This is a genomic window from Vreelandella lionensis (genome assembly GCF_002087295.1).
GTDB classification, from domain to species: Bacteria; Pseudomonadota; Gammaproteobacteria; order Pseudomonadales; family Halomonadaceae; genus Vreelandella; species Vreelandella lionensis.
In genome coordinates, this window is record NZ_MWVI01000099.1 from 38887 (window position 1) to 65346 (window position 26460).

23 protein-coding genes and 5 pseudogenes are annotated in these 26460 nt (G+C 56.1%); 3 read left to right on the forward strand and 25 right to left on the reverse strand.

The features are described from left to right. Window positions 1–10: 10 nt before the first annotated feature. From acpS to rpoE, 13 genes and pseudogenes are all read right to left on the reverse strand, one after another. Window positions 11–387, reverse strand: a pseudogene (acpS, locus tag B4967_RS16195) (holo-ACP synthase). A 1-nt stretch (window position 388) separates the two neighbouring features. After that, window positions 389–1209: pseudogene (gene pdxJ / locus B4967_RS16200) on the reverse strand (pyridoxine 5'-phosphate synthase). Between the two features lie 63 nt (window positions 1210–1272). Further along, entirely contained in the window at window positions 1273–1965 is a 693-nt protein-coding gene (gene recO, locus B4967_RS16205) for a DNA repair protein RecO (RefSeq protein WP_083026337.1), read from the reverse strand. After that, window positions 1962–2874, reverse strand: a pseudogene (gene era, locus B4967_RS16210) (GTPase Era). Before era ends, recO begins: the two are co-directional and overlap by 4 nt. Further along, a complete protein-coding gene (gene rnc, locus B4967_RS16215; RefSeq protein WP_083026339.1) occupies window positions 2871–3563 on the reverse strand; it encodes a ribonuclease III in 693 nt (230 codons plus the stop codon). The pseudogene era and the gene rnc overlap by 4 nt, the downstream one beginning before the upstream one ends. A 64-nt stretch (window positions 3564–3627) precedes the next feature. Continuing rightward, entirely contained in the window at window positions 3628–4431 is an 804-nt protein-coding gene (gene lepB / locus B4967_RS16220; protein ID WP_058578049.1) for a signal peptidase I, read from the reverse strand. Between the two features lie 15 nt (window positions 4432–4446). Further along, window positions 4447–6264, reverse strand: a complete 1818-nt coding sequence (gene lepA / locus B4967_RS16225; protein ID WP_083026341.1) for a translation elongation factor 4 — start codon at window positions 6262–6264, stop codon at window positions 4447–4449. 188 nt (window positions 6265–6452) lie between these two features. Next, window positions 6453–7859 (reverse strand): DegQ family serine endoprotease, encoded by a 1407-nt coding sequence (locus B4967_RS16230; protein ID WP_083026342.1) that lies wholly within the window; start codon window positions 7857–7859, stop codon window positions 6453–6455. A 66-nt stretch (window positions 7860–7925) separates the two neighbouring features. Further along, window positions 7926–8381, reverse strand: a complete 456-nt coding sequence (locus tag B4967_RS16235) for a SoxR reducing system RseC family protein (RefSeq protein WP_083026344.1) — start codon at window positions 8379–8381, stop codon at window positions 7926–7928. Between the two features lie 2 nt (window positions 8382–8383). After that, on the reverse strand, window positions 8384–9343 hold the full coding sequence (locus B4967_RS16240; RefSeq protein WP_083026346.1) for a MucB/RseB C-terminal domain-containing protein: 960 nt from the start codon (window positions 9341–9343) through the stop codon (window positions 8384–8386). Between the two features lie 54 nt (window positions 9344–9397). Next, complete coding sequence (locus B4967_RS16245) at window positions 9398–9970, reverse strand: anti-sigma factor (protein ID WP_243470660.1); 573 nt, start codon at window positions 9968–9970, stop codon at window positions 9398–9400. Further along, window positions 9955–10131: a sigma-E factor negative regulatory protein gene (locus B4967_RS19870; protein ID WP_243470661.1), complete on the reverse strand. Its 177-nt coding sequence runs from the start codon at window positions 10129–10131 to the stop codon at window positions 9955–9957. The genes B4967_RS16245 and B4967_RS19870 overlap by 16 nt, the downstream gene beginning before the upstream one ends. Before the next feature lie 272 nt (window positions 10132–10403). Beyond that, entirely contained in the window at window positions 10404–11003 is a 600-nt protein-coding gene (rpoE, locus tag B4967_RS16250) for an RNA polymerase sigma factor RpoE (protein WP_044628382.1), read from the reverse strand. Window positions 11004–11364: 361 nt separating this feature from the next. Between rpoE and B4967_RS16255 the strand changes: the two genes are divergently transcribed. After that, entirely contained in the window at window positions 11365–12438 is a 1074-nt protein-coding gene (locus B4967_RS16255; RefSeq protein WP_083026348.1) for a 3-deoxy-7-phosphoheptulonate synthase, read from the forward strand. Window positions 12439–12520: 82 nt separating this feature from the next. Here the strand turns inward: B4967_RS16255 and dinG are convergent, their stop codons facing one another. Next, window positions 12521–14650, reverse strand: coding sequence for an ATP-dependent DNA helicase DinG (dinG, locus tag B4967_RS16260; protein WP_083026350.1), 2130 nt, complete (start codon window positions 14648–14650; stop codon window positions 12521–12523). A gap of 5 nt (window positions 14651–14655) precedes the next feature. Further along, entirely contained in the window at window positions 14656–15930 is a 1275-nt protein-coding gene (gene rhlB / locus B4967_RS16265) for an ATP-dependent RNA helicase RhlB (RefSeq protein ID WP_083026352.1), read from the reverse strand. A 145-nt stretch (window positions 15931–16075) separates the two neighbouring features. Between rhlB and B4967_RS16270 the strand changes: the two are divergent. Together B4967_RS16270 and xthA are read left to right on the forward strand one after the other, a co-directional pair. Then, window positions 16076–16323, forward strand: a pseudogene (locus B4967_RS16270) (hypothetical protein). Further along, the gene (xthA, locus tag B4967_RS16275) at window positions 16323–17156 is read left to right on the forward strand and encodes an exodeoxyribonuclease III (protein WP_054644951.1); all 834 of its coding nucleotides are present in this window, start codon (window positions 16323–16325) and stop codon (window positions 17154–17156) included. Before B4967_RS16270 ends, xthA begins: the two are co-directional and overlap by 1 nt. Window positions 17157–17232: 76 nt before the next feature. Here the strand turns inward: xthA and B4967_RS16280 are convergent, their stop codons facing one another. From B4967_RS16280 to nrdH, 10 genes and pseudogenes are all read right to left on the reverse strand, one after another. After that, the gene (locus tag B4967_RS16280; protein ID WP_340638800.1) at window positions 17233–18408 is read right to left on the reverse strand and encodes a hypothetical protein; all 1176 of its coding nucleotides are present in this window, start codon (window positions 18406–18408) and stop codon (window positions 17233–17235) included. A 7-nt stretch (window positions 18409–18415) separates the two neighbouring features. Further along, the gene (locus B4967_RS16285; RefSeq protein ID WP_083026353.1) at window positions 18416–19168 is read right to left on the reverse strand and encodes an energy transducer TonB; all 753 of its coding nucleotides are present in this window, start codon (window positions 19166–19168) and stop codon (window positions 18416–18418) included. Continuing rightward, window positions 19165–19571 (reverse strand): annotated as a pseudogene (locus B4967_RS16290) (ExbD/TolR family protein). The gene B4967_RS16285 and the pseudogene B4967_RS16290 overlap by 4 nt, the downstream one beginning before the upstream one ends. Beyond that, the gene (locus tag B4967_RS16295; protein WP_083026355.1) at window positions 19564–20106 is read right to left on the reverse strand and encodes a MotA/TolQ/ExbB proton channel family protein; all 543 of its coding nucleotides are present in this window, start codon (window positions 20104–20106) and stop codon (window positions 19564–19566) included. Before B4967_RS16295 ends, B4967_RS16290 begins: the two are co-directional and overlap by 8 nt. Window position 20107: 1 nt before the next feature. After that, the gene (locus tag B4967_RS16300) at window positions 20108–21469 is read right to left on the reverse strand and encodes a MotA/TolQ/ExbB proton channel family protein (protein ID WP_044628392.1); all 1362 of its coding nucleotides are present in this window, start codon (window positions 21467–21469) and stop codon (window positions 20108–20110) included. After that, a complete protein-coding gene (locus B4967_RS16305) occupies window positions 21466–22245 on the reverse strand; it encodes a DUF3450 domain-containing protein (protein WP_044628393.1) in 780 nt (259 codons plus the stop codon). Before B4967_RS16305 ends, B4967_RS16300 begins: the two co-directional genes overlap by 4 nt. 219 nt (window positions 22246–22464) lie before the next feature. Next, window positions 22465–23436 carry a class 1b ribonucleoside-diphosphate reductase subunit beta gene (gene nrdF / locus B4967_RS16310; protein WP_044630793.1) on the reverse strand — a complete coding sequence of 324 codons (972 nt, stop codon included), beginning with the start codon at window positions 23434–23436 and terminating at the stop codon, window positions 22465–22467. 42 nt (window positions 23437–23478) lie between these two features. Then, complete coding sequence (gene nrdE / locus B4967_RS16315) at window positions 23479–25674, reverse strand: class 1b ribonucleoside-diphosphate reductase subunit alpha (protein ID WP_083026357.1); 2196 nt, start codon at window positions 25672–25674, stop codon at window positions 23479–23481. Further along, on the reverse strand, window positions 25641–26090 hold the full coding sequence (gene nrdI / locus B4967_RS16320; RefSeq protein ID WP_044630794.1) for a class Ib ribonucleoside-diphosphate reductase assembly flavoprotein NrdI: 450 nt from the start codon (window positions 26088–26090) through the stop codon (window positions 25641–25643). The genes nrdE and nrdI overlap by 34 nt, the downstream gene beginning before the upstream one ends. Before the next feature lie 9 nt (window positions 26091–26099). After that, window positions 26100–26321: a glutaredoxin-like protein NrdH gene (gene nrdH, locus B4967_RS16325; protein ID WP_044630795.1), complete on the reverse strand. Its 222-nt coding sequence runs from the start codon at window positions 26319–26321 to the stop codon at window positions 26100–26102. Window positions 26322–26460 lie beyond the last annotated feature (139 nt).

The window sequence follows — 26460 nt, forward strand, 5'->3', positions numbered from 1 at the left end:
AGGCATATTATCAGCTCTCTAAAATAACAAAGGCGACGGCGTAGTCGGCTTCATCACTCAGCGTAATATGCGCGGCGGTCGCCCCGCTGGCGGTGAACCGCCGCTGCGCTTCACCGCTCAGTTTAAGGCTGGGCTTCCCCAGGGCATCATTGATTACCTGAATATCGCCCCACTGCATCCCCTGGCGAAGCCCAAGGCCCAGGGCTTTCACAAAAGCCTCTTTCGCCGCAAAGCCTTGGCAAGATAGGCGACTGCTTGTCCCTTCTCCTGCCACACCGCCTGTTCGTCGGGCCCTAAGATACGCTGAGCAAAGCGCGGGCCGTGACGCGTCACGGCCTGGCGAAAACGCTCAACTCGGGCAATGTCCGAGCCAATTCCCACAATCATGTTAATGGCCGCAGCAGTGGTGACTGTCGCCGTGATCGTGGTCATGTTCGTGCTCGTGGGCATCAAGCGCAGCCATTAACCCGCTTCTTGCCCGGCAATGATTAGTCGTTTCATCTCTTGCACGGCTTCTTTCAAGCCGACAAACAGCGCACGAGCAATGATCGCGTGGCCAATGTTCAGCTCATTAACACCGGGTAGCGCCGCAATGGCTTCCACATTGTGGTAGTGCAACCCGTGACCCGCATTGACCACCAAGCCCAGAGATACGGCGTGTACCGCCGCCGCGCTGAGGCGGTCATACTCGGCGTTGGCCTCGGCACTCCCCGGTTTTGTCTCTGCATAGGCTCCGGTGTGTAACTCGATGGTAGGCGCGCCTGCGCGCTTGGCCGCATCAATTTGTGCTTCATCCGGGTCGATAAACAGCGATACATCGCAGCCAATCGCAGCGAGACGCTGGCAAGCACTGGCGATATGATCAAAACCGCCGACGATATCCAACCCGCCCTCGGTGGTCAGCTCTTCGCGCTTCTCGGGCACCAAGCACACATGGGCCGGGCGCACTTCTTCTGCCAGCGCCAGCATCTCTTCGGTGACCGCCATTTCAAGATTCATGCGCGTATTGAGCACCTCCGCCAGCAGGCGCACGTCACGAGGCTGAATATGGCGGCGGTCTTCGCGTAGGTGGACGGTAATCCCATCGGCTCCAGCTTCTTCCGCCAACAGCGCTGCCTGAACCGGGTCGGGGTAACGAGTGCCACGGGCCTGACGCAGCGTGGCAATATGGTCGATGTTAACGCCGAGTAATATCCGTGGGGGATGCATAGCGGGTCTCCAATCAATAAGCAGCGATAGGTCGTTATCGCGATCAATAGTAACGGTTGTTCACTAACGATGACGGCGGCGGGCTAAATCCAGCATCAGCTCGCGAGAACGTAATGCCGTTGGGCCAAGATGGGGGGCCAGCGCTGCCCGCATGACCGCTTTCAGAGCGCTCGCTAAGCCCGTAGGCTGCCAGTCGCCTTGCTCTATGTAGCGTAAGGTGCGACCTTCAATACCCTGTTCCGCCGCCACAAAAGCACGGCTGTCAGCATCAAAGCGATAGCGTTGGTGCGGGTCCAGCGCTCCGCCTTCAGGGGTACAAAAACGCGGCGTGGCCTCAAGCACCTCCAATAGCGCCCACTCATAGCGTCTAAGCGCCAAGCCCCGCTCCGCAGGTACCGGCAGCGCATCTAGCAAAGCACTATAAAAAGCAAAGACATCGGTGGCGACCAGTTCAAGCGGGAGTAAGCGAGTAGCAATTTCATTGGCGTAGAGACCACACAGCAGGCCTTCGCCTGCTAGCAGCGCGGTGTGACCTCGCGATTCCATAAACGTTAACGTTTTAAACTCTCGCTCTCCCCGCCATGACACAAATAGCGGGGTGAACGGCTGCAGCCGCTGGCGAGATTTAGAACCGGGCCGCTGGCCGCCGTGGGCAACCGCCCGAATGCGGCCATGGTTGAGCGTTAATAAGTCGACCAGCGCGCTGGTTTCACGATATGCCCGACGGTGCAGCAGAAACGCAGGCTCGGCGGTCATGGCGGTGCTCCAACGAGATCGTAACCCCGGCTCTTCAGTGCCCCCTCGTCATCCGACCAGCCGCGCTTCACCTTCACCCACATATTCAGCATGACCTTAGTACCCAGCGCACGCTCCATATCCAGGCGCGCTTCACGGCCCAATACTCTTGATTCGGTCGCCGTTCTCGCCGATCAAAATCACTTTCTGACCTTGGCGCTCCACCAAAATCAGCGCACTGATGTGCGTGACGCGTCGGTCTCGCGGAACTCTTCGATCTCGACCGTCATCTGGTAAGGCAGTTCGTCACCTAGCTGGCGCATGACTTTCTCACGCACCAGTTCGGCCGCCATAAAGCGCAGGCTCTTGTCGGTGATTTGATCTTCTGGGAAGAAGTGGATGCTCTCCGGCAAGTGCTTGGCGACTTCCTCCTCCAGGGTCTCTACCTGAGTGCCGTGCTTGGCGGAGATGGGCACAACGGCAGCAAACTCACGGCGTGCGCCTACCTCGGCCAGCCAAGGCAGCAGGTCGGCTTTATCCTGGAGACGATCGACCTTATTGACCGCTAGAATTACCGGCGCTTTCACATGCTCTAAACGCTTTAATACGGACTGGTCTTCGTCGGTCCAGCGAGTGCGGTCGATGATGAACACCACGCAGTCCACATCGCGAAGCGCCTGGGTCGCCGCCTGGTTCATGAAGCGGTTGATGGCCTTGTTGCGATCTTTGGACATGATGTGCATGCCCGGCGTGTCGACGTAGATAAACTGCGTCTCTTCAACGGTTTTAATGCCCATCACTTGGTGGCGGGTGGTTTGTGGCCGCCGCGAGGTAATCGAAATTTTCTGCCCCAGAATCCGGTTCATGAGGGTTGATTTGCCTACGTTGTGGACGGCCAACGATGGCCACGAATCCGCAGGTTTGGCTCATGATTTGTCTCCAGGGGGGTGTTCGAGATAGGACAGTGCTTCTTCCGCAGCCTGCTGTTCAGCGTGGCGGCGGCTGGGGCCTTTACCAGTGGTATGCTCGCTTAGTAGCTCGATGTAGCACTCCACGGTAAAGGTCTGGGCATGCGCCTCTCCCTTTACAGAGACCACTTCATAGCGCGGCAGCGCCGCTTGGCGCGACTGCAAAAACTCTTGTAAGCGTGTTTTGGGGTCTTTTTGGGTATCTTGCAGCGAAATATTTTCTAGACGCTCGGCATACCACGCCAGCACGCGCTCGCGTACCGCATCCATACCGGCATCCAGGTAAATCGCGCCTATCACGGCTTCCACGGCGTCTGCGAGAATTGACCCGCGGCGGTGGCCGCCACTCTTCATCTCACCGGAGCCTAAACGTAAACACTCACCGAACGCCATTTCCCGCGCCAGTTCGGCGAGGGTTTGGCCTTTTACCAAGCGGGCACGCAGGCGGGAAAGCTGTCCTTCCCGCGCCTGGGGAAAGCGCTGAAACAACGCTTCGGCAATCACGAAATTGACGATAGAGTCACCTAGAAATTCCAGGCGCTCATTGTTACGACCACCGTAGCTGCGATGGGTCATGGCCAGTTCCAAAAGCGTTGGGTCGCCAAAGGTATGGCCGATTCGTCGGCAAAAAGCGGTTAAGGAATTACTCACAGTGCTCCTACGTCATTGACGTTAACTAAGATAACCACACTAACGGTTTGTAAATTATGCTGCTTCATTCAATACGCCGTACGCTGGTGAAGCTGGGCAGGCCGCCATCCCAGTGCATCCAAACAGCAAACGCGCGGCCCACAATGTTATCTTCGGGCACAAAGCCCCAGTAGCGGCTGTCATTGGAATGGTCGCGGTTATCCCCCATAGTGAAGTAGTGGCCTTCAGGCACGACGACTTCGCTCATTTGCGGGCCTGGGTCACGGGGGTTGTTATAAATAAAGTGGCTGACTTCGCCTAACTGCTCTTCCAGCAGTAGCTGCTGGGGAGAGAGCTCCGGGCCCTCTTCAATCAGTACTTTGGTAACCGGCTCGCCGTTGATATAGAGCTGCTTGCCCTCATAGCGAATACGGTCGCCGGGCAGGCCCACCACGCGCTTAATAAAGTTCACCGATGGTTCTTCGGGGAAGCGGAACACCATCACATCGCCCCGCTCAGGGTCGTCTACCTCCAAAAAGCGGTTATGGACAACAGGCAGCCGAAGCCCATAGGCAAATTTATTCACTAGAATAAAGTCACCGATTTCCAGGGTAGGCTTCATGGAACCAGAGGGAATCTGAAACGGCTCTACGATAAAGCTACGCACCACCAACACGACGAGTAGCACCGGAAAAAACGAACGCGCGTAATCGACTGGCCACGGTTCTTTTAGGAGCTTTTCCCGAGTTGGCGCATCCAGGCCTTCCATGGTGGCCGTTTCAGCTTTGGCCACACGCTCACGGCGCTTTGGCCGAAGCACCAGCACATCCAGCAGATAAATGGCTCCAGAGAGTGCAACGGCGAGGACCAGTAATAGTGAAAAATCCATGTGGGGTTCGTATCCCTAGTCGTTTACCTTGAGCACAGCAAGGAAGGCATCTTGGGGAATTTCAACACGCCCCACCTGTTTCATCCGTTTCTTACCGGCTTTCTGTTTCTCTAGCAGCTTTTTCTTACGGCTGACGTCGCCGCCGTAACACTTAGCCGTGACGTTTTTACGTAGAGCCTTCACCGTAGAACGAGCAACCACCTGACCACCAATCGCTGCCTGAATCGCTACGTCAAACATCTGACGCGGAATCAGCTCTTTCATCTTCTCCACCAGCAAACGGCCGCGGGAGTGAGCATGGTCGCGGTGGATAATGACCGCCAGGGCGTCGACTTTATCACCGTTAATCAATACATCGAGACGCACCAGTTTCGCCGCTTCAAAGCGCTCGAAGTTGTACTCTAGCGAGGCATAACCGCGAGAGATGGATTTTAAACGGTCAAAGAAGTCCATGACCACTTCCGACATGGGCAGCTCATAGGTCAGCTGAATCTGGTTACCTAAAAACTGCATGTCCAACTGGGTGCCACGACGCTGCTCGCACTCGGCGATGACGTTACCTACAAACTCCTGAGGTACCAGAATGCTGGCACGCACGATGGGCTCGCGCATCTGCTCTACATCGGCCATATCAGGCAGCTTGGAGGGGTTGGAGACGTACTGGATGTCGCCGTTCTTCATGGCGAGTTCATAGACAACCGTTGGCGCGGTGGTCAGCAGATCCAGATCGTACTCACGCTCCAAGCGCTCTTGGATGATCTCCATATGCAGCGTGCCGAGGAAGCCTACGCGGAAACCAAAGCCCAGTGCATCGGAGTTTTCCGGCTCGTACTCAAGAGAAGCATCGTTAAGGGCGAGCTTTTCCAGGGCATCGCGGAAATCTTCATAATCGTCCGCGCTCACAGGGAACATACCGGCGTAAACTTGCGGCTTCACTTTCTGGAAACCTGGCAGACGCGGCACATCTGGGGTCTTGGTGTGGGTGATGGTATCGCCCACGGGTGCCCCATGAATCTCTTTGATACCGGCCACGATAAAGCCGACTTCACCGGCACGGAGGATATTGGTCTCTTTGCGCAGCGGGGTAAAAATACCCACTTCCGTGGCGTTCCAGTCGCGGCCAGTCGACTTGATGCGAATTTTGTCGCCCTTACGCAGCGTGCCGTCAAACAGGCGCACCAGCGAGACAACGCCCAGGTAGTTATCGAACCAGGAGTCGACAATCAGCGCTTGGAGAGGTGCATCGGGGTCACCCTTGGGCGGCGGAATATCGCGCACTAGGCGCTCTAGCAGCGCGTCAATGCCGATACCGCTTTTCGCTGATACCTGGCAGGCATCGGTCGCATCTAAGCCGATAATCTCCTCTACTTCCTGGGCGACCCGGTCGGGGTCGGCCTGGGGCAGATCGATTTTGTTGAGTACCGGCAGGACTTCCAGCCCTTGCTCAATAGCGGTATAGCAGTTGGCCACCGATTGCGCTTCGACCCCTTGGGCGGCATCAACCACCAGCAGCGCCCCTTCACAGGCGTACAGCGAGCGCGAGACTTCATAGGAGAAGTCAACGTGCCCTGGGGTATCGATAAAGTTGAGCTGGTAGACCTGTCCATCGGCAGCGGTATAGTCCAGCGTTACCGACTGCGCCTTAATAGTAATGCCCCACTCCCGCTCGATATCCATGGAGTCGAGCACTTGCTCCTTCAGCTCACGTTCCGTCAAACCGCCACAGGTTTGAATCAGACGATCAGAGAGCGTCGATTTACCGTGGTCGATGTGGGCGATAATGGAGAAATTGCGAATATGCTTGAGCTTTCCGCTGGAAACGTCATGAGACATCGAGTGTGTTCTGCCTTATTGGTACGCAAGCGTGGGGGTGCGGCGCTAGGCCGAAGGGCAAAAAATCGAGGACCGCACCACTGCATTGCCAAAGTTCGTCAAAAGATAAGCGCTATTGTAGCGATATGCGGGGGATAGGAACAGCAGTCCGGCGAGAACCGCCGGACTGGAGTAAAGACAAGGAGGGGTTATTCGAGTCTTAATGCCACAAACAACGAACGACCATCACGGTATAGCCGCACAGGAATAGCACGGTCATTGGGCAGCTTTTCTACAATGCGCATTAGCTCGTCTGCCGACGCCACGCTGCGGTGATCAATACTCACCAGAATATCGCCAGCGCGCAGGCCCGCCTGGGCAGCCACACTATTAGGCTCTACCTGACTGACTACAACGCCGCCATTGATGTTCAGCCGCTCCCGCATTGCTTGATCCACTTCAGCAACTGCGACACCTAGGCGTACTTGGCTATCGCTATTGGCTGCCGATGTTGCTTCGTTCATATCGGGCCAGCTGCCCAGCTCTACCGTTTCTGAGACTTGCTCGCCATCACGCATTAGCGTTAGTTCGACATCATTGCCAGGTGCTACACGACCAATTAAGCGAGGCAGCGTACTTGAACGGTCAACCTCTTCGCCATTCACTTCGATAATGACATCTCCCGCTTGCAGGCCACCCTGGGCCGCAGGGCCTTCTGGATCAAGGTCGGCGATCAGTGCGCCAATGGCTTTGCTCATGCCAAAAGACTCAGCCAGATCTTGAGATACCGGCTGGAGCATGACACCCAGCCAACCACGATTAACGTGGCCATCTTCACGAAGCTGATCGGCGACATCCATAGCAACGTTAATCGGAATAGCGAACGAAAGCCCCATAAAGCCACCGCTGCGGGTAAAGATCTGCGAGTTAATACCCACGACCTCCCCCTGTAAATTAAACAGCGGTCCACCGGAGTTGCCAGGGTTAATCGCTACATCGGTTTGAATAAACGGTACGTAGGCATCACGGGGTAGCGTGCGGTTAATCGCGCTAACGATGCCTGCCGTCACCGAGTGATCAAACCCAAACGGTGAACCAATGGCAGCGACCCACTCGCCTACTTTCAGTTCGTCAGAGTCGCCAAGATTAAGCACTGGCAGATTGTTAGCATCAATTTTCAGGAGTGCCACATCAGTTTGAGTATCGCTACCGATCAGCTCAGCCGACAATTCGCGCCGGTCGTTCAAGCGCACCAGGATTTCGTCGGCATCCTGCACCACATGGGCGTTTGTCATGACATAGCCATCAGCGCTGATAATAAAGCCAGAGCCTAACGATTGGCGCTCCTCACTGCCTCCCCCGCTACTGCCTGGGGGTGTCGGAAAACTATCGCCAAAGAAGTGACGGAAGATTTCAGGGATTTCCTGGCCGCCAAACCCTTGAATGGCCGGGCTACGCTGAACCGTTCGACTGGTGGAGATATTCACAACGCCCGGTGCAGCATCTTCCACCAATTCAGTGAAATCGGGCAGCGTTTGCGCATAGGCGTTCTGGCCTATAAAAAACATCGCGACTAAGCATAGCCATAGTGTCGAGGGAAGAACCAAGCGCTTCATGCAACAGCTCCTAGTAAAGCAGATACGAAACGAAGGGAGTGCAACTCTTAGCGAGCTACGGAACAACTAACTGACCAAGCGCGGCCGGAAGCGTTCCATCCGCCCACGCATTAGATATTTAAGGACAATAACACCGCATATCAATGCACTAAAGAAAAGCGCTGCGCTTAACCATTCATTAATGCCTAGCAGCGAGGCGCCTCCAGAGACTAACAACGCCGCCAAGAGTGGCAACGCGTAAACCAGAAGCGCTAAATAGCTGATATCGTGTTTAGGTAGTGCAATGGTAACTTGGCTACCAAGAGGGTAAGCAGACGCACCGCTAGCGACGCGCGCCTTAGGATACACAGTGATGTGCTGCTGTTGGCGCCGCGCTAACAGCCCCATACCACAACCACGCCCTTCAGCACACTGCTGGCAGGCAGCGTTAAGCGACACATTAACGGTCAATCCATCACCCGTATAGCCAACGACGATACCCGGTCTTAAAAGCGATGCGCAGGCGGCATAAGGGGTAGACATGGCTATGGCTCAATACGAACAGATTGCACAATACGCTGCAGCATATCCGAAGGAAGCTCCCCAATGGCTATCCATTGCCAGCGTTGATCACCCTCAGACACCAGCGCCACTGCTGCTGTTGAAACACCTAGCGGGTGAATGCCTTCTTTCAACACGCTCTGCTCAATAGGGTTAACGAAAAGGCTGACTGCGGCCAACCCATCGCTATATACCCGCTGGTTGCTGACAGGCTGCCCTGGATCTTGCGGCTGAGCAACAAACCCCTCTGGCAACCACTCTGCGTGCCAAGAATGATCGACTTGTTCGGCGCTCACGTCATCGGCGACGCCGCCATCATAAAGTTTAGGAGAGTGAAGCTGGGTAATTTGAAAGGTTTCCAGCACACGTTCTTGCCGGTCACTCATAACATGCTTAAGTAACAGCCCGGTCTCTTTATCAACCCACCATGCATGATAGTAGCGCTGCTGATCCCGGGGTGAAAAACGCAGTTGCACTGCATCGCGCCCTGCTACTCGGGCATCTTCTTGAAGGGAAATATCGTAATAGGAAGCCACATGTTGCGCCCAAGCTTCAGAGGCTTTTAAGCCACTGTTCACTTCTGGCGTAAAGCGCGCCATATAGCCAGCAATAGAGCGTCGCTCGATACTTACCGATGGCCCATCAAGATGTTGTACGACCTGCTGGCGAACACCATCACGAATGCGGTGGGAAAGTGCAAGCGTACGTACACCCAAGGCATCGATAGCGACTGCCCGGGCCTGAAAGTCATAACAGTGGCCCGCAACCAGTGCTAACTCAAGCCATGCTTGCGTGGTTGCTGGTGTTTGCTGTTCAGCAACCTCGGCACAGGAGAGCACCGTAGGGGTATCAGCAGTAACAAACGAGGAATGCAGGCTGGCAATCAACTGGCTTAACGTTAATGCAAGCCGGCCTCCCCATAAAGCACATCTGGCAGTCACCATACCAATCTATCAGCCCCTTACTCAGCGATCACGTTGTCCGGCGACCCGCCTTGCTTAACGCTGACCCAGTGGTTCTGTCACTGCTGAGCGCATCAGCGGCATCCAGCTGTCACCACCGCCCGTTGCAGCACCCTGCACATGTTGCTCTAGGTAGGACTGAAGCATGCGCAATTGATCAACATCAATCGTCGTCGCTTGCTGTGCCATCATGCCTTGCGGAGCAACGGGGGCAGAAAACCCAGCTTCGCTAATATTCATTAAGCCGCTGTTGCCCGACTGACCATTAATGCGAAATGGTGTAGGTTCAAACATAGGCATGTCAGAAGCCGTCATAGCGGCAGGTTGTGATGCTGCCAAATTTACCGGCTGCACCTGAGCTCCAGCGCTATTCTGCGAAGCCACTGTATTACTCGCGGGCTGAGCACCACCGGTAGAAGCGTTACCATTAAAGAATTGAACGCCCGTAATGACCATCAACGACACCGCAGCAGCGACACCGGCACCACGAGCAAACGATATTCCACCTGCCCGTACAGGTGAGGCTGCGCTATCGCCACCCATAACAGGCGCTGGTTCTTCACGCAGGCGAGCCATAATGCCAGCAGAAAGGTCTACGCTAACGTCCACCCCACGCTCACGCGCATCATACTGCGCGCTAAGTGATAGCGACGCCACGTTTCTGCCGCGTCGGCATCATCGGGCAGAGATTTCAACACCCGGCGCAATTCAAGCTCGTCACTCTCACTGTCCATTAATGCTGAAAGTGATTCCCGTGTGCTTTGACTCATACTTCACACCCTCACACTGTGTTAGAAGAAGCTCAGCGGCAACACGGCTAGCGCGTGCTTTAACCGCAAAACCTCGCAGGCCAAGACCCTATTACAAATTACCGTTTGCATAATGCTAATCACTGACAGACAGATAGCATTACGGTAGCTGTCGGCGGCTCAACTCGTTAAAGCTAGATAACCTGTATGACGCCTCACTTGCCAGACAGTTCACAAAAAAAGCAAAAACGTAAATGACTGTGACCAAAGCGCTACTTTGATTAGTCAGCGCCTTAGTCATCGCGGCTGTTACGCGCCGTAGTGACTAGCGGACGAATATGCTCATCAACCGCTTCTCGAGCGCGAAAAATTCGTGAGCGAACGGTACCCACCGGACACTGCATCACTTGGGCAATATCTTCGTAGGCTAAGCCGTCCAGCTCACGCAGCGTAATAGCGGTGCGTAAATCATCTGGCAGTTTCTCAATCGCTTCATATACCGCCGCCTCAAGTTGATCCCGAGCAATAGATGCTTCTGGCGACTCTGAGTCCGCCAAGCGACCACTCTGATCAAGAATTTCAGCGTCGACAATATCTAAATCGCTACCTGGCGGCCGACGTCCACGAGATACCAAGTGGTTTTTCGCCGTGTTAATCGCAATGCGATACATCCAGGTGTAAAACGCGCTCTCTGCGCGAAATTTACCCAGCGCACGATAAGCCTTGATAAAAGCCTCCTGCGCCACGTCCTGCACTTCTGCATGGTCGTGGACGTAGCGTCCAATCAAGCCAATGATTTTATGCTGATATTTTTTCACCAGCAGATCAAAAGCGCGTGTATCGCCTTTCTGAGCACGTTCAACCAGCTGTTGGTCTGTTTCACGAGTGCCCATTCACACGCTCCTTCTGCTCGAACGTTTTACGTCGAGCTTTGTGTCTTTTTCGTCCTGTAAGCCGGGCCTTCACAGCAAGCAGCATAGCGTCCCTTGGGCATAAGTTAATCATCATGGAGGAAATTAACAGGCAAAGCTCCACCTGCCCCCTTGGTTATGTTGCACGCGTTGAATTGCTAAACACCAATATCGTCTAGTGTTACGCGTTCTTAGCAGCGCATCAAGCGCTTGCCCCCTCTAGTTAAAACCCTGAGGCTGACATTTTTCCTTAATGCAAAGTTCCGTAACAATTGATTTTTGCCACCGTGACGCGCCATAGTAGTGGCCACTTTTAGCCCATCGCGAACGCACAGGTAGCAAGATGTCAGATCAACAGGTTAGTAACCTTAACGTCCTTGCACAGGATGTTCTTACCACCCCAGAAGCACTGAAAAACGCTATCCCCTTAACGGAAAGCGCCGAGCGTTCGGTTATCGAAGGCCGTCAGACCATCCAAAACATTCTAGATGGCAAAGATCCGCGTTTGCTGGTGGTCGTTGGCCCCTGCTCTATTCACGACGTTGAAGCAGCGCTTGATTATGCCCGCCGCCTGCGCACTCTGGCTGATCAAGTGAGCGACAGCCTCTATATCGTGATGCGTGTCTATTTCGAAAAGCCGCGGACGACCGTGGGCTGGAAAGGGTTAATTAACGACCCGCACCTGAACGACTCTTTCGAAATTGACGAAGGCCTGCACATTGCCCGCAAACTGCTGGTCGATTTAGCCGAAATGGGTCTGCCGCTAGCTACTGAAGCGCTTGACCCCATCTCTCCGCAGTACCTGCAGGACTGCATTAGCTGGTCAGCCATTGGTGCCCGCACCACCGAGTCACAGACTCACCGTGAAATGGCCTCCGGCCTCTCCTGCCCGGTTGGCTTTAAAAACGGCACCGATGGTAGTCTGGATGTGGCGATTAACGCACTGCAATCTGTCGCTAACCCGCACAACTTCCTGGGCATCAACCAGGCAGGCCAAGTGGCGATTATCCGCACCCGCGGCAACGCCTATGGCCACGTGGTCCTGCGCGGCGGCAATGGTAAGCCCAACTATGATAGCGTGAGTGTTGCCCTGGCAGAGAAAGAGCTTAAAAAATCTAATCTCTCGGCCAACATCATGATCGACTGCTCACACGCAAACTCGAACAAAGATGCCGCGCTGCAGCCACTGGTACTGGAAAACGTGACCAACCAGATTCTCGAAGGCAATACCTCGATTATCGGCCTGATGGTGGAATCCAACATTGGCTGGGGCAATCAAAAAGTGCCTGCAGACTTAAGCAAGCTGCAGTACGGCGTATCGATCACCGATGCCTGCATCGACTGGGACACCACAGTGGAAACGTTCACCCGTATGAACGAGAAACTAGCATCGGTACTGGCGAAACGCATCGCGTAAACAAGCCACCGCTCTCGAAAACGTCCCGCTGAGCGCTGCTTAGCGGGCGTTTTTTATTGCCAGAACCTAACGCCCCTATCACCTATGCCTGTATATCGCGCCTGAAAGGCGGCAACGCATCTAATAGCGCCTGGCCATAGCGGCGCGTAATCAACCGCCGATCCAGCAGCGTAATGACTCCCCGATCGTTCTCTTTACGGATTAAACGACCACACGCCTGCACCAGTTTAATCGAAGCATCCGGTACGCTAATGCGCATAAACGGGTTACCGCCCTGGCTCTCGATCCATTCGGCAAGCGTTGCCCCAACGGGGTCATCCGGCACCGCAAACGGCAGCCGGGTAATCACCACGTGGGTGAGATAATCCCCCGGCAAATCGATACCCTCGGCAAAGCTAGCTAAGCCGAAAATCACGCTGCCCTTACCGCTATCCACCGCCGCTCTGTGTCGCTCGATGAGTTCTCGTTTGGGCAGCGCGTCTTGCGCCAAGATGCGCTCTTTTGCCGCAGCAGGCAGAGCCTTTTCCACCGCACGTAGCTGAGCGCGAGAGGAAAACAGCACCAGTACCGCCTCCTTCTCACCTAGCTGCGACACAAAGCGCACAATGGCGTTCTCATGGGCATCCCGGTCACTGGGGTCCGTTGCCTCTGCGGGCACCCGCAGAACCGCATTGGCGTAATCAAACGGGCTAGGAAGCGCCTGATAACGGTAGCGGTTAGCTAAACCAGCCCGCTCCTGCAGGCGCTCAAAACGACCAAGCGCCGTGAGCGTTGCCGAAGTGACAACCGCCCCGTGGCAGCGCCCCCATAGGTGCTTGGCAAGCGTGTGCGCTGCAGAAACCGGGCTTGCTGAGAACTCAATCTCTGGTTCGCCCGCCACACGACTGAGCGTTATCCACCGTGCGCTGGGCGGCGCATTGGCGTCATCCTGTTCACTAAACGCTTGCCACAGCGCATGAGCCTCCAGGGCGCGACCATGGAGCAACGCTATTAGAGGCAGCCACGTTTCCGCCTGGTCACGGTCCAGGCCGGTCTGTTTATCCGGGTCCAGGCTTTCGCGCAGAATATCGCTAATGCTTTCTAGACTTCTCGACAGGGTGGCAAACATGACTAGCAGCTGCTGCGCCTGTTCGCGCAGCGCGTCGGGCACTTGGCCTTTTTCAAAACGCTGCTGATGGGTCGCCTCTTCATCTGCCAGACCATTTTCACGCCCTGCCAGCTGATGCCCCATGATAAACACGTCACCCAGGACAGGATCCAAGCTATGCAGCAGCTCAGGCAGCCCTGCCAGTAAGCGAGCAATGGTGGGCTGTACCGCCCGGCCCTGGTTCAAATCCGTCAAACTACTTTTCAGGGTTTTTAGCCAGCGCAGACAGCCGTGCACCGCAAAGCGGTGGGCGAAATGGGACAGCGCCTTATCCGGCAGGTGTTGACCTTCATCGAAAATAAAGATGCAGTCGGCAGGGTCTGGCAGAATCGCACCACCCCCAAGGGCAAGATCCGCCAGCACGAGGTCGTGGTTAGCAACGATAACATCCGCATTTTCCAACTCTCGACGAGAGCGGAAAAAGGCGCAGGCACCAAAATGCCCGCAACGGCGACCGGTGCACTGGCGATGATCCACCGTCAGCTGACGCCAGTGGCTGTCTTCGATAGACACCGGCCAGGTATCGCGATCGCCTTCCCACTCGCCTTTACCGTAGGCCTCCGCCATATCGGTGGCCAGTACGTTAAAGTCGCTGCTATCAGCTTGAAGGGATTGCTCGAACAGCGAAAGCGTTGGGTTGGGCTCACTACCCTCCAGCGCTTGATCCAGCCGCGCCACGCAGACGTAACGGCCGCGACCTTTCGCTAGCGCATAGCGAAAGGCAACACCGCTATGGCTAGCCAGCGACGGCAGGTCTTGATTCAACACGTGCTCTTGAAGGGCAACGGTGGCCGTGGAGACAATGAGCCGTTTGCCTTGCGCCTTGGCTATGGGCAGCCCTGCAATGAGATAAGCCAGCGTCTTGCCCGTGCCGGTACCGGCTTCCAGCACGCAAACGTGGCTATCGCTAACGCGCTTTCCCTCGCTGTCGCACTCGATATCACCTAGGGTGCGGGCGATTTCAGCAATCATTAAGCGCTGCCCGTAGCGTGGTGTCAGCCCTAGCTTTTCCACCACGTTACGGTAGGCCTGCTGAATATCGTTTTTAAGCGCGTTATCCAGCATGCCCGTTACAGCATGCCTTCCGGCGGATGTTCGCAGGGCAGCTTACCGTTAATGTAGCGCTCAATCTCTGGCAGTGAGAAGGCGTCTTCTTCACCAACAAAGCTGATGGAGACCCCTTTGGCGCCCGCGCGGCCAGTACGGCCAATACGGTGGACGTAATCTTCAGGGTCTTCTGGCAGCGTGTAGTTGATAACGTGGCTGACGTCTTCAATATGGATACCGCTACCCGCACCATCGGTGGCAACCAGTACCTGAATCTCTCCCTCGCGGAAGCTTTCCAGCGTTTTAATACGCTGGTTTTGAGGCACATCACCGGACAGCATAGCCGCGCTGACACCCGCTTTTTTCAGCAGATCGTCAAGCTTGCGCACCAAATCACGGCGGTTACCGAAGACCATGACGCGCTCAAAGCTCTCCTGCTCCAGTAGCTTCACCAGCAGCCGCTGCTTATCGTCATCGGAGACAAGATAGACGCGCTGGTCGATATCCGCCTGATTCTCGACGGTCACTTCGATCTCGACATGCGCCGGATCAAGCGTCCATTGGCTCGCCAGATTGAGAATATCGTCGGTGAAGGTGGCCGAGAACAGGAACGTTTGGCGCTCCTCTTTTTTCGGCGTGTAGCGAACAATGCGCTTCACGTCGGGGCTGAACCCCATGGAGAGCATACGGTCCGCCTCGTCGAGCACCAGCACTTCGGTTTCAGAGAGGTCGATATCACGCTTCTGATGGAAGTCCAGCAGGCGTCCAGGCGTGGCGACCAGGATATCGATCTTCTTGCTCAGGCTATCGCGCTGTTTTTGATAATCCATGCCGCCGACGACACTGGCGACATTAAGCTGAGTAAAGCGCGCAAGCGCCTTGGCGTCTTTCTCGATTTGCAGCGCCAACTCACGGGTCGGCGCGATGATCAGCGCGCGGGGAGCCCCCGGCTTTTGGCCCGCCGGTGTGGGTTCTTCGAGAAAATAGGCCAACACGGAGATCAAAAAGGCGGCGGTTTTCCCGGTGCCCGTTTGCGCTTTACCGACAATATCGCCACCTAACAGCGTGTGGCGCAGTGCTTCCGCCTGAATGGGCGTGCAGTACTCAAACCCTTGGGCATGAATAGCGCGCATCAAGGGCAGCGGCAGATCAAAGTCATGGAAGCGCCACTTGCCGGCAACGGCGGGCACCTGAAACTGACGAAGATCCCAGTTCGACTGGCGGCGACGCGGGTTCCGACGACGACGTTTAGGCTTGCGGTTCTGGGCCGATGCTGTGGTCTGTTCCGACTCGCTCATAGGCTGTGTATCTGTCCATTGCTGTGGATGTTAGGCATCACGAAGTGCGCATTGTACCAGGGGTTGGCGATAAGAGCGCGCCCTGCTGTCGAAGGAGCACGCTTGCCTGTTAGAATGAGGCATACATTAACCCAAGGAGCGCGACATGACGCGTAAGAAAAAGACTCGTTCATTAGCGGATAAAGTGACTATCCGCACTGGTCGCCGCAAAGATTATAAAAAGTGGCGCCATGAGAACCCTGAGCAGGTGACTCATCGCGCCGCTTTGTGGCTAAAAAGCAGCAGCAGCGCAAACTACAAGCCGTGCGTAAACTAGCGCGCCAGCAAAGTGGCCAACCGATTGCGATTCACCCTGACAAAGGGGGCGACAACTCATCAGGAGACCCTTCGTAATGCGTTTGGTGTCGTTTAATATCAATGGCATTCGGGCACGGCTACATCAGCTTCAAGCGCTGATCGACACTCAACAACCTGATGTCATTGGCTTACAAGAAACCAAAGTGCAGGATAGTGAATTCCCCGTGGCTGACGTAGAAGCCATGGGCTATCACGTCTTCTATTATGGCCAGAAAGGGCATTACGGCGTTGCGTTACTGTGCCGCCAACAGCCGCAGGCGGTGTTTTACGGTTTTCCAGATGATGAAGAGGATGCGCAGCGCCGCATGATTGGCGTCAAGCTTCTCGCCGACGATGGCGAAGCGGTCACTGTGTGGAACGGCTACTTTCCGCAAGGCGAGAGCATTGATCACCCCACCAAGTTTCCGCACAAAGCACGCTTTTATCAACAGCTCGCACACCTGCTTAATACCCAGCATGCTCCTGAAGAGCGGCTGGCGGTCATGGGTGATTTTAATATCTCACCGGAAGACCAGGATATAGGCATTGGCGAAGCCAACCGTAAACGCTGGCTACGCGAAGGTAAAACCAGCTTCCAGCCCATTGAGCGTGAGTGGCTGGAAGGCATTAAAGCGTGGGGGCTTAGCGACAGCTACCGGCTGTGCCACCCTAATAACAGCGAGTGGTTCAGTTGGTTTGACTACCGTTCTAAAGGGTTTGATCGAGAGCCAAAGCGCGGCCTGCGTATCGACTACATTCTCGTCTCAAAGCCTTTGGCCGAGTGCGTGACAGGCGCAGGCATCGATTACCCGCTACGCGGTATGGAGCGCCCCTCCGACCACGCCCCAACCTGGAGCGACTTTACATTAACGCTCCCTGTTACTCAGTAGTATGTGAAGCAATTAGCAAGAAAATTCAGTAACAAGAAAACAGCCTGCCCCTTGTTTAGCGAAGGGGCTTTTCTTATCAACGAAAATTGGCCAGCCACTCTTCCGCTTGGGTATCCCCAAGATTAGCAGCGGTTGTAAGCGCCGCCTCTGCTTGCTCATTTCTCCCCCACCCATAAGCAAGTTGACCCAGTTGGCGCCAGTCATCGGCTGATTGCGTTACTTCAGCGAGCGCTTGCCAAGCGCCCAAGGCATTATCAATATGTTTCGCCTGCTGCCAGGCCGTCGCTCGCAAGCGCAACGTCTCTTCGTTGCTAGGAAGCTCGCCTGCCTCAAGCGCTGCCTCTAAATGCTCCCCGGCACGGGCGGGGGTCCCGCCTGCCAGATGAAGCTGGATAAGAGTAAGGCGCTCATCTGGGGTCGAGAGCTTGCCTAACTGCCATGCCGCCTCCCAGACGGCGGCTGCTACGCCCAACTGGCCTGCCTGCTGGGCAAGCCCGGCTGCCTGACGCCATGCATCGGCTTCGCTCTCAGCGTTTAAGCCCTTCAACAGCCAACTTAGCGCCTGCTCATTCTCTCCTGTGTGCCGTAGCACAACATTCGTGAGCGTTTGTTGTTCAGCGCTGAGATCCCCTTGCTCTAGCAGCGGCACCAGCCACTCTAACGCAGCCTCCCAGCGCTCCTCTTCGGCCAGCATTCGCACCAACAGCCACGCCGTTTCTGCGTAACGCTCATTGCCCGAGGACTCTGACAACCACTGTTCGAACAGAGCAATGGCCTCATCACGCTCTCCGGCTGCACGGCGCAGCGACGCCTCATCGCGCAGCCAGCGGCGTACCTGGCTATCGGGAACGCTCGGGCGTTGGCGAGCGCTGGCCAGTTCATCGGCGGCCGCAAGGTTTTCCCCCCGGCGCACAAGGGCGCTTGCCGCTAACTGGTGATAAAGCGCACTGGCCCACTGGTCGGCCCGGTTACCGCCAGCCAACCGCTCAGACTGAGAGCGCGCATGGCTAATAATACGGCTTAACACCTCTGGATCTGCCGAACCGCTTGCTTGGCTTGCTTGGCTTGCTTGGCTTGCTAACTGGCTTTGCAACCCGTTCAGGTCTTGAATAATGTCACCGGGCAGCGGCTCATTGGCCACGGCAGTAGCGCTCATAGCGCTCAGTAACATGATGGCGACCCAACGCTGCATCCCCTTCCCCCGGCTAATATCGTTCACTGGCCTGCTTGGCGATTTTTCTCTACGAGACATGTCACCGCTACCTTAACTGGAACTCAATACGCTGGGTGGCGCGACGTAGCTGCTGGCTGGGTTCGAACTGCCAACGCGCAATCGCTTCGCGGGCGGCGTCTTCGAAGACCCGACGAGGCTGGGCATTGATCACCCGAATAGAGCTACCGTCGACACTACCGTTACGCTGAATGACGAACTCCACCTCCACAAACCCCTCCATGCCACGACGCTGAGCACGGGGTGGATACGACGGGTTAACGCGATTCGTCGGCGCCACCTGCCCAACGCTCACCGGTTCATTGGAGGGCGCAGGCTCAGCGGCCGGTGCTGCGTCGCGCTGGGCAGCGGCGGGCTCAGGGGATGGCGCTGCCGTTTCTGCTGGCTCGGGCGGGGGGTCCGGCGCAGGGTCAGGAGCTGGCTGTGGCCGCGGTGTGGGTTTGGGCTGAGCCTCGGTCAGCTCGGGCAGCTCGCTTTCCAACTCGACGGGCTCTACCGGCGCGTCAGGCAGCTCTACCTCGGGTAACGCAATCGTACTGGTGGCCACTGGTGCAGGCGCGGGAGTCGGCATGGGCGGAGGCGCGGGTGCTGCTTGCGCAGGCGCGGGAGGCGGTGCCTCCTGTTCGGGCGCCACCTCCGGTGCTTCCACCATGGTCATGGACATCGTCATAATGGGCTCATCGACTTGCTGTTCAGGTGGTGCCACCAGCAGCGCCAGCATCCAGAAGAGTCCAACGGCCAGGGCAATACCGCCTAGCATCGACAACGCATGACGCATCATGGCGCGCGCCGGCTCGCTGCCACGGCGACCTGCTCGACCCCTGCCTGCTGGAGACGATCCATAACCTCAATCAGCACACCCGTGGTGGACTCTCGATCGGCTTGAATAACCACCGACCCTTCACCACTGAGCATTCCGGCCACCTCTGGCCAACACGATGTAGATCTACCGGCTGGCCATCTACCCATACCGCTCCTTCCGGCGTGACAGCAATCAGCACCTGAGCATCGGGGCGGGGTGTGGCCGCCGACGCTTCGGGGCGGTCAATCTCCACCCCGCTCTCCTTGATAAAGCTGGTCGTGACGATAAAGAAGATCAGCATAATGAACACCACATCCAGCATCGGCGTTAAGTTCACCTCATTGCTGTCGTCGGCAGCCTCTATAGAACGGCGTCTACGCATCACTCTCCTCCAAGGCACGCGCTAAGCGGTCATGCAAACGCTGGTCTTCACGACGGATAACGTGCTCTAAACGGCTAATAAACAGCATACCCACGACCGCAATGGCCATTCCCGTTAAGGTAGGCAGCGTTGCCCGGGCAACGCCATCGGCCATGGCCCTGGCTTGGTGGGTATCACTCATCGAAAGGCTATCAAAAACGGCGATCATACCGGTGACGGTGCCCAACAGCCCCAATAGCGGACAGAGCACCACCAGCAGCTTGATCCAGGGCCGTGGGCGGCGAAGCTTGGCTACCAAGGCCGCACTCCATACATGACGTAGCGTACGCGCACTCCAACTGCGGTGGTCGCTTCGGGCTGCCCAGCGACGAACCAGTTCATGGCGCGCGCGCCGCCAACTGATACGGTAGTACCACCAGCGCTCAATCGCCATGGCGAACACCACCACCGCCACCAGCGCAAGCACGACTAGCACAGCGCCGCCCGCCTCTAACAGCCGCTCTACTGGCTCTAGCCAAAGGGGTAAGGTCGGCATGCTAGTTCACCGTTTGCCCAGAAAGAGTGGACTGCGCTTCCAGATGGTCGGCCAACGTAGCGCTGGCTTCGCCTTCAATCACCTGAGTAATAAAACGGCTGCGACTAGAGAGTGCCGTTTGGGCAAACAGCAGCGGCACAGCGGTTACCAAGCCCAGCACAGTGGTCACCAACGCCTGGCTGATACCGCCAGCCATTAGCTGCGGGTCGCCCGTTCCAAATACCGTAATGGCTTGGAAGGTCACGATCATGCCTGTCACGGTACCCAGTAGCCCCAGCAGAGGTGCAATGGCGGCCAGTAATTTAACGATAGGCTGACCACGCTCAATCTTCGGCAACTCGGCCAGCACCGCCTCATCTAGCCTCGCTTCGAGCGCTTCTGGCGTTTGGTGCTTATCCATCTCTTTAAAGCGTTCTAACACGCGACCAAGCGGATTATCTTTGCTTGGCTGATCCAAGTTTTGGCGCTGGCGGCGCACACGCGCACTCACCGTCAGTAGGTAAATATACTGAGCTAACGCAACCAGCAGCCCGATACCACCGAGCACGACAACGACGTAACCGACGTAGCCTCCTTGCTGAAAGCGCTCCCAGAGCGTGGGCTGTTGCGCCAACGCTTCCAGAACACTGCCTTGCGTGGGGTCAATGGCAAATTCACGGCTCTCGCCCTGATGGTAAGCCGCTAACAGGTCGCTGATTGCTGTTGGCGTGCGCGGCACTTCGGCGAGGCTGCTCTCTGCGTCTTGCCCCTTTCTAAGCAGCGCAGACTCGGTAAAGGCAGCAAAATCACCCAGCCGCACGACGCTATGTGACTCTATGTCGCCGCTTGCATCCGCCACCGGCAGCTCGAGACGCTCGGCACGACCGGTATTCACAGTGAGCGTTGCCAGGCTATCTACCACGGCCTCAATTTGTGAGCGCTCCAGAACGTCGACATCATTAAGGCGCGGCGGCAGCGCATCTGCCTCTAGCGTTAGCCAGCTATCGCCGCCTAGCTCATTGCGAATTTCTTCACTGTGACGGGCAAGATCTGCTAGCAATGAGGTTAACGCTTCTCCCTGCTCCTCTTGCCGCTGGGCAAGCGCTTGGGCCTGCTCGCTTTGCTCATCCTGCTGCGCTTCAAGGGCTGCCTGCTCTTCTTCAGCCGCCTCATGGGCAGCGCGTGCTTCCTCCAAGGCGGCTTCCAGGCCATCTTGATCTTCTAAGAATGACTGCAGCCGCGCCTGATCACGCGCTTGGGCAGCCTCTCGGGCCTCCCTTAGCGACCCAAGTTCATCGCTTTGGGCCATGGCAGCGCTGCTCGTTAATGTGCCAACCAGTAACGTTAGGCAAAGCCATGCTTTTGGGCGAGAGAATAGACTCATGGCTGGCCCCCTTGGTCATTGGCAGTAATAGAAAGTGGTAGTTGCAGAAGCTCCGGCGTGCGCTGATCATTAACGATGCGCAGGCCGTTGCGTACCTGACGGCGAGCGGGTTCGTCTAACGCCAGCCATTCACCGCTCTCTTTATCCCATACGCCACCTTCGCGACCATCGGGCGTCAGGTAGTAAAAGCCAATACGGCCAATGCGCAGGTACTCCACCTCTCTTGGCGACGCTCCCTCCATCACCAACCGGCCTCGCCAACTATCCACTTCACGGCCATAGGCCAGCTCAGCGCGCCAGGCTTCGAGCAAGCTGGCAATGCGTTCAGCGCTGCCTGCCTCGGGATTACCGGCGGATTCCACCCGGGCGAGGCGTTCATCGGTTAAGAAAGGTAGATCTGACTCGATCCAACGGGCTAGCTGCTCGGCCATGTCCTGCTCAATCATGGGCAGCGCATCACGGGTATCGCTTAACGTATCAAGCGCTTGGCTTAATCGCTGCTGGCGCTCGGCTTCGCTAGCCAGGCGGCTACTGAGCGTTGCGTTAGTAGTTTCCATCTGGCGGGTTTCCCGCTCTAGGCGGCGCAACTCTTCAATGGCGGAACGCGTAGCTTCATCCGCGCTGTTAATTTGCTGCTGCAGTTCAGACTGGGTTTGCTGGGCCTCGACACTTTGGGCCGCTTGATCCATTGTCTCATCACTTGCCATCAGCGTACCGCTGGTCAGCACTCCGGCAAGCCAGCACCCACGCAAGGCAAAGAAAGGCCTTTTCAGCACGTTATGTCTCCGTCACTGCTTAACGCGCCCTCACGAACGGCGCGCTAAAACTCATTAGGTATAAGAACGATTTGCGTTTAACGCGTGCAGTGTATAGCGTAACACTAATAGAATAAATGACAATATTTATCATTAACATCCACCAACAGTCTGGCGGGAGTTGCGCGCATAAAAAACGGGAGCCATAAGCTCCCGTAGAGAACGTAACGACAGCAGTGCTTAAAACGCCCAGTCGTCGTCTTCTGTGGCGACCGCTTTACCAATGACATAGGAAGAGCCAGACCCTGAGAAGAAGTCGTGGTTCTCATCCGCGCTGGGTGACAGTGCGGCCATGATCGTCGGGTCAACGTCCGTCACGCTGCTGGGGAACAGCGGCTCAAAGCCCAAGTTCATCAGGGCTTTGTTGGCGTTGTAGTGAAGGAATTTCTTCACATCTTCCGACAGACCCACTTCATCATACAGCGACTCGGTGTAGCGAACTTCGTTGTCGTAAAGCTCCAGCAGCAGCTCGTAAGCGTAATCTTTGACTTCCTGCTGTCGCTCGGGCGTCTCTTCTGCCAGCGCCTGCTGGAATTTGTAGCCCACGTAGTAACCGTGCACCGCTTCATCACGAATGATCAAACGAATCAAGTCGGCCGTGTTGGTCAGCTTGGCATGGCTGGACCAGTACATGGGCAAGTAGAAGCCCGAGTAGAACAGGAACGACTCCAGGAAAACGCTCGCCACCTTGCGCATCAGCGGGTCGTCCGAGCGGTAGCGCTTCAGGATGAGCTCCGACTTCATCTGTAGCGTCGGATTTTCCTCACTCCAGCGGAACGCGTCGTCTACATCACGCGTTGCACACAGCGTCGAGAAAATCGAGCTGTAGGAGCGCGCATGCACGGACTCCATAAAGGCGATATTGGTGTATACCGCTTCTTCATGAGGAGTGCGGGCATCTTCCATCAGCACAGGCGCACCCACGCTGCTTTGAATGGTGTCCAGCAGCGTCAGGCCCGTAAATACGCGGATAGTAAGCTGCTTCTCTTGCTGCGTCAGCGTGTTCCACGACTGAATATCATTAGAGAGCGGCACTTTTTCCGGCAACCAGAAGTTACTGGTCAGACGGTTCCATACCTCAAGGTCTTTATCGTCTTGAAGGCGGTTCCAGTTAATCGCATTCACTCGCGACAAACGTTGCATCATCGTCATCAGAGTTCTCTCACAAACATCTTCTTAAAAGCGTATCCGAGGTTACAGCGTACAGGAGACGCAACCCTCTACCTCGGTGCCCTCAAGCGCACTTTGGCGTAAGCGAATGTAGTAAAGCGTCTTAATACCTTTACGCCATGCGTAAATTTGCGCCTTGTTGATATCCCGCGTGGTGGCCGTGTCCGGGAAGAACAGCGTCAACGAGAGGCCTTGGTCAACGTGCTTGGACGCCTCCGCGTAGGTATCGATAATTTTTTCAGGGCCGATTTCGTAAGCATCCTGGAAGTAACCGAAATTCGCTTCGTTCAAGAATGGCGCTGGGTAGTAAACGCGACCCAGCTTGCCCTCTTTACGGATCTCGATCTTCGCCGCCACCGGGTGAATGCTGGAGGTGGAGTGGTTGATGTACGAGATAGAACCAGTCGGCGGTACCGCTTGAAGGTTACGGTTGTATAGGCCGTGCGCCATCACCGAGGCTTTCAGCGCTTGCCAATCGTCTTGCGTGGGCAGTGCAATACCGCTGCGCTCGAAAAGCTGACGGACTTTCTCGGTACGCGGCAGCCACGCCTGGTCGGTGTACTTATCGAAGAACGTACCCGATGCATAGGTAGAGTCTGCGAACCCGGCAAAGGTCTCACCGTGTTCGATGGCCAACTGGTTCGACGCACGAATGGCATGGAACGCAACGCAGTAGAAGTACAGGTTCGTGAAGTCCAACCCCTCTTCTGAGCCGTAATAAATATGCTCGCGAGCCAGGAAGCCATGCAGGTTCATCTGGCCAAGACCGATGGCGCGCGATTTGGCATTACCCTCGGCGATGGAGGGAACGCTGCGCAGATTACTCATTTCAGATACGGCAGTTAGACCGCGAATGGCGATCTCGACGCTGGTGCCGATATCACCGGAATCCATCACCTTGGCGATGTTCATCGAGCCGAGGTTACAAGAGGTATCTTGCCCTACCTGACGGTAGCCCAAGTCGTCGTCATACTCGGTCGGCGTATTAACCTGCAGAATCTCAGAGCAGAGGTTGCTCATATTGATACGGCCAGCAATTGGGTTGGCACGGTTGACCGTATCTTCAAACATGATGTACGGATAGCCAGACTCGAACTGCAGCTCTGCCAGGGTTTGGAAGAAGGCGCGAGCATTGATCTTGTGCTTGCGAATACGCGCGTCGGCCACCATTTCATGGTACTTCTCGGTCACACTGATATCGCCAAACGGCACGCCGTAGACGCGCTCGACATCGTAGGGCGAGAAGAGGTACATATCATCGTTGCGCTTGGCCAGCTCGAACGTGATATCGGGAATGGTCACGCCCAGCGACAGCGTTTTGATGCGGATTTTTTCGTCCGCGTTTTCACGCTTGGTGTCCAAAAAGCGCAGAATGTCCGCGTGGTGGGCGTTGAGATAGACCGCTCCGGCACCTTGACGCGCACCTAGCTGATTGGCGTAGGAGAACGCGTCTTCCAGCAGTTTCATGATCGGAATGATGCCCGACGACTGGTTCTCGATACGCTTGATCGGCGCGCCGGATTCGCGAATGTTGCTGAGCAGGAAGGCCACGCCGCCGCCACGCTTGGAGAGCTGCAGCGCGGAGTTGATGGAACGCCCGATGGACTCCATATTGTCTTCGATACGCAGCAAGAAGCAAGAGACCAGCTCGCCTCGCTGGCGCTTACCACAGTTTAGGAAGGTGGGCGTCGCAGGCTGGAAACGGCCGCTGATGATCTCGTCGACTAGCCACTTGGCCAACGCCTCATCGCCACGCGCTAGCGTGAGCGCCACCATGCAAACCCGGTCTTCATACCGCTCGAGATAACGTTTGCCGTCGAAGGTTTTGAGCGTGTAGCTGGTGTAGTACTTGAACGCACCCAAGAAGCTCGGGAAGCGGAATTTGTACGCATACGCCTGCTCGAACAGCGCTTTGACAAACGTAAAGCTGTACTGCGCCAGCACGTCGGCTTCGTAGTACTGCTCTTCCACTAGGTAGTCCAACTTCTCTTCCAAGGAGTGGAAGAACACGGTGTTCTGATTGACGTGCTGCAAGAAGTACTGGCGCGCCGCTTCGCGGTCTTTATCCAACTGCAGTTCGCCGTTGGCACCGTACAGGTTCAACATCGCATTCAGCGCATGGTAATCCAGCGTGCGCGCCTCGGTGGCTCCCGCAGCAGGGCGTTGATCTGCCGAGTTTTTTGCAGCTACGTTCTTAGAGACTGAGCTTGACGTTTCCAAAACTCTTCTACTCCTTTGCGGACCTTGGCGACATCGTCATCGGTACCAAACAATTCAAAACGATAAAGCAGCGGCACTTGGCACTTTTGGGCAATGATTCGCCCCGCCAAAGCGTATGCGTCACCAAAATTAGTATTACCAGCAGCAATGACACCTCGTAAGAGGTGTCGGTTGTGCTCGTCATTTAAAAACCGAATAACCTGCTTTGGCACAGCCCCATTGGCCGAGCCACCTCCGTAGGTGGGGGTAACCAATATGTAGGGCTGCTCAATGCGTAGCGTCGGGGCTTCACGATGTAACGGCAGCCGCTGTGCACTTAAACCAAGCTTTTCAATAAAGCGATGGGTGTTGCCTGACTTGGTGGAAAAATAGACCAGCGTACCTGCCTGCTCGGCTTCCACGTCAGCAGCGTGCATGGGTGACGATTACGCCAACGCTTGGATGCGGTCCGGACGGAAGCCCGACCAGTGCTCTTCACCGACGACCACGACAGGCAGCTGGCGGTAACCCAGCGCTTCGACTTCTGCTTGAGCACCCGTTTCGGCGGTAATGTCGATGACGGTGTACTCAAGGCCTTGCTTATCCAGCGCGCGATAGGTGGCAGTACACTGTACACAGGCAGGCTTGCTATAAATTTGGATTTCCATGGCTATTTCCCCTTTTCATAGCGGCAATTTTCAGGTAGTGCGCAGCGCTTGCTCTACCTCTCTAAAAGTCACCACGCATACTATATATAGACTAAGAGAAAATCAATTTCAGCATATATGGTATTTTTTCATCCACAGG

Bases quoted from the DNA above. Each gene is read 5' to 3' on its own strand.
- recO (WP_083026337.1), bottom strand. From the start codon at position 1,965: ATGACCGCCGAGCCTGCGTTTCTGCTGCACCGTCGGGCATATCGTGAA.
- lepB (WP_058578049.1), bottom strand. From the start codon at position 4,431: ATGGATTTTTCACTATTACTGGTCCTCGCCGTTGCACTCTCTGGAGCC.
- lepA (WP_083026341.1), bottom strand. From the start codon at position 6,264: ATGTCTCATGACGTTTCCAGCGGAAAGCTCAAGCATATTCGCAATTTC.
- B4967_RS16230 (WP_083026342.1), bottom strand. From the start codon at position 7,859: ATGAAGCGCTTGGTTCTTCCCTCGACACTATGGCTATGCTTAGTCGCG.
- B4967_RS16235 (WP_083026344.1), bottom strand. From the start codon at position 8,381: ATGTCTACCCCTTATGCCGCCTGCGCATCGCTTTTAAGACCGGGTATC.
- B4967_RS16240 (WP_083026346.1), bottom strand. From the start codon at position 9,343: ATGGTGACTGCCAGATGTGCTTTATGGGGAGGCCGGCTTGCATTAACG.
- B4967_RS19870 (WP_243470661.1), bottom strand. From the start codon at position 10,131: ATGAGTCAAAGCACACGGGAATCACTTTCAGCATTAATGGACAGTGAG.
- rpoE (WP_044628382.1), bottom strand. From the start codon at position 11,003: ATGGGCACTCGTGAAACAGACCAACAGCTGGTTGAACGTGCTCAGAAA.
- B4967_RS16255 (WP_083026348.1), top strand. From the start codon at position 11,365: ATGTCAGATCAACAGGTTAGTAACCTTAACGTCCTTGCACAGGATGTT.
- dinG (WP_083026350.1), bottom strand. From the start codon at position 14,650: ATGCTGGATAACGCGCTTAAAAACGATATTCAGCAGGCCTACCGTAAC.
- rhlB (WP_083026352.1), bottom strand. From the start codon at position 15,930: ATGAGCGAGTCGGAACAGACCACAGCATCGGCCCAGAACCGCAAGCCT.
- xthA (WP_054644951.1), top strand. From the start codon at position 16,323: ATGCGTTTGGTGTCGTTTAATATCAATGGCATTCGGGCACGGCTACAT.
- B4967_RS16280 (WP_340638800.1), bottom strand. From the start codon at position 18,408: ATGTCTCGTAGAGAAAAATCGCCAAGCAGGCCAGTGAACGATATTAGC.
- B4967_RS16285 (WP_083026353.1), bottom strand. From the start codon at position 19,168: ATGATGCGTCATGCGTTGTCGATGCTAGGCGGTATTGCCCTGGCCGTT.
- B4967_RS16295 (WP_083026355.1), bottom strand. From the start codon at position 20,106: ATGCCGACCTTACCCCTTTGGCTAGAGCCAGTAGAGCGGCTGTTAGAG.
- B4967_RS16300 (WP_044628392.1), bottom strand. From the start codon at position 21,469: ATGAGTCTATTCTCTCGCCCAAAAGCATGGCTTTGCCTAACGTTACTG.
- nrdF (WP_044630793.1), bottom strand. From the start codon at position 23,436: ATGACGATGATGCAACGTTTGTCGCGAGTGAATGCGATTAACTGGAAC.
- nrdI (WP_044630794.1), bottom strand. From the start codon at position 26,090: ATGCACGCTGCTGACGTGGAAGCCGAGCAGGCAGGTACGCTGGTCTAT.
- nrdH (WP_044630795.1), bottom strand. From the start codon at position 26,321: ATGGAAATCCAAATTTATAGCAAGCCTGCCTGTGTACAGTGTACTGCC.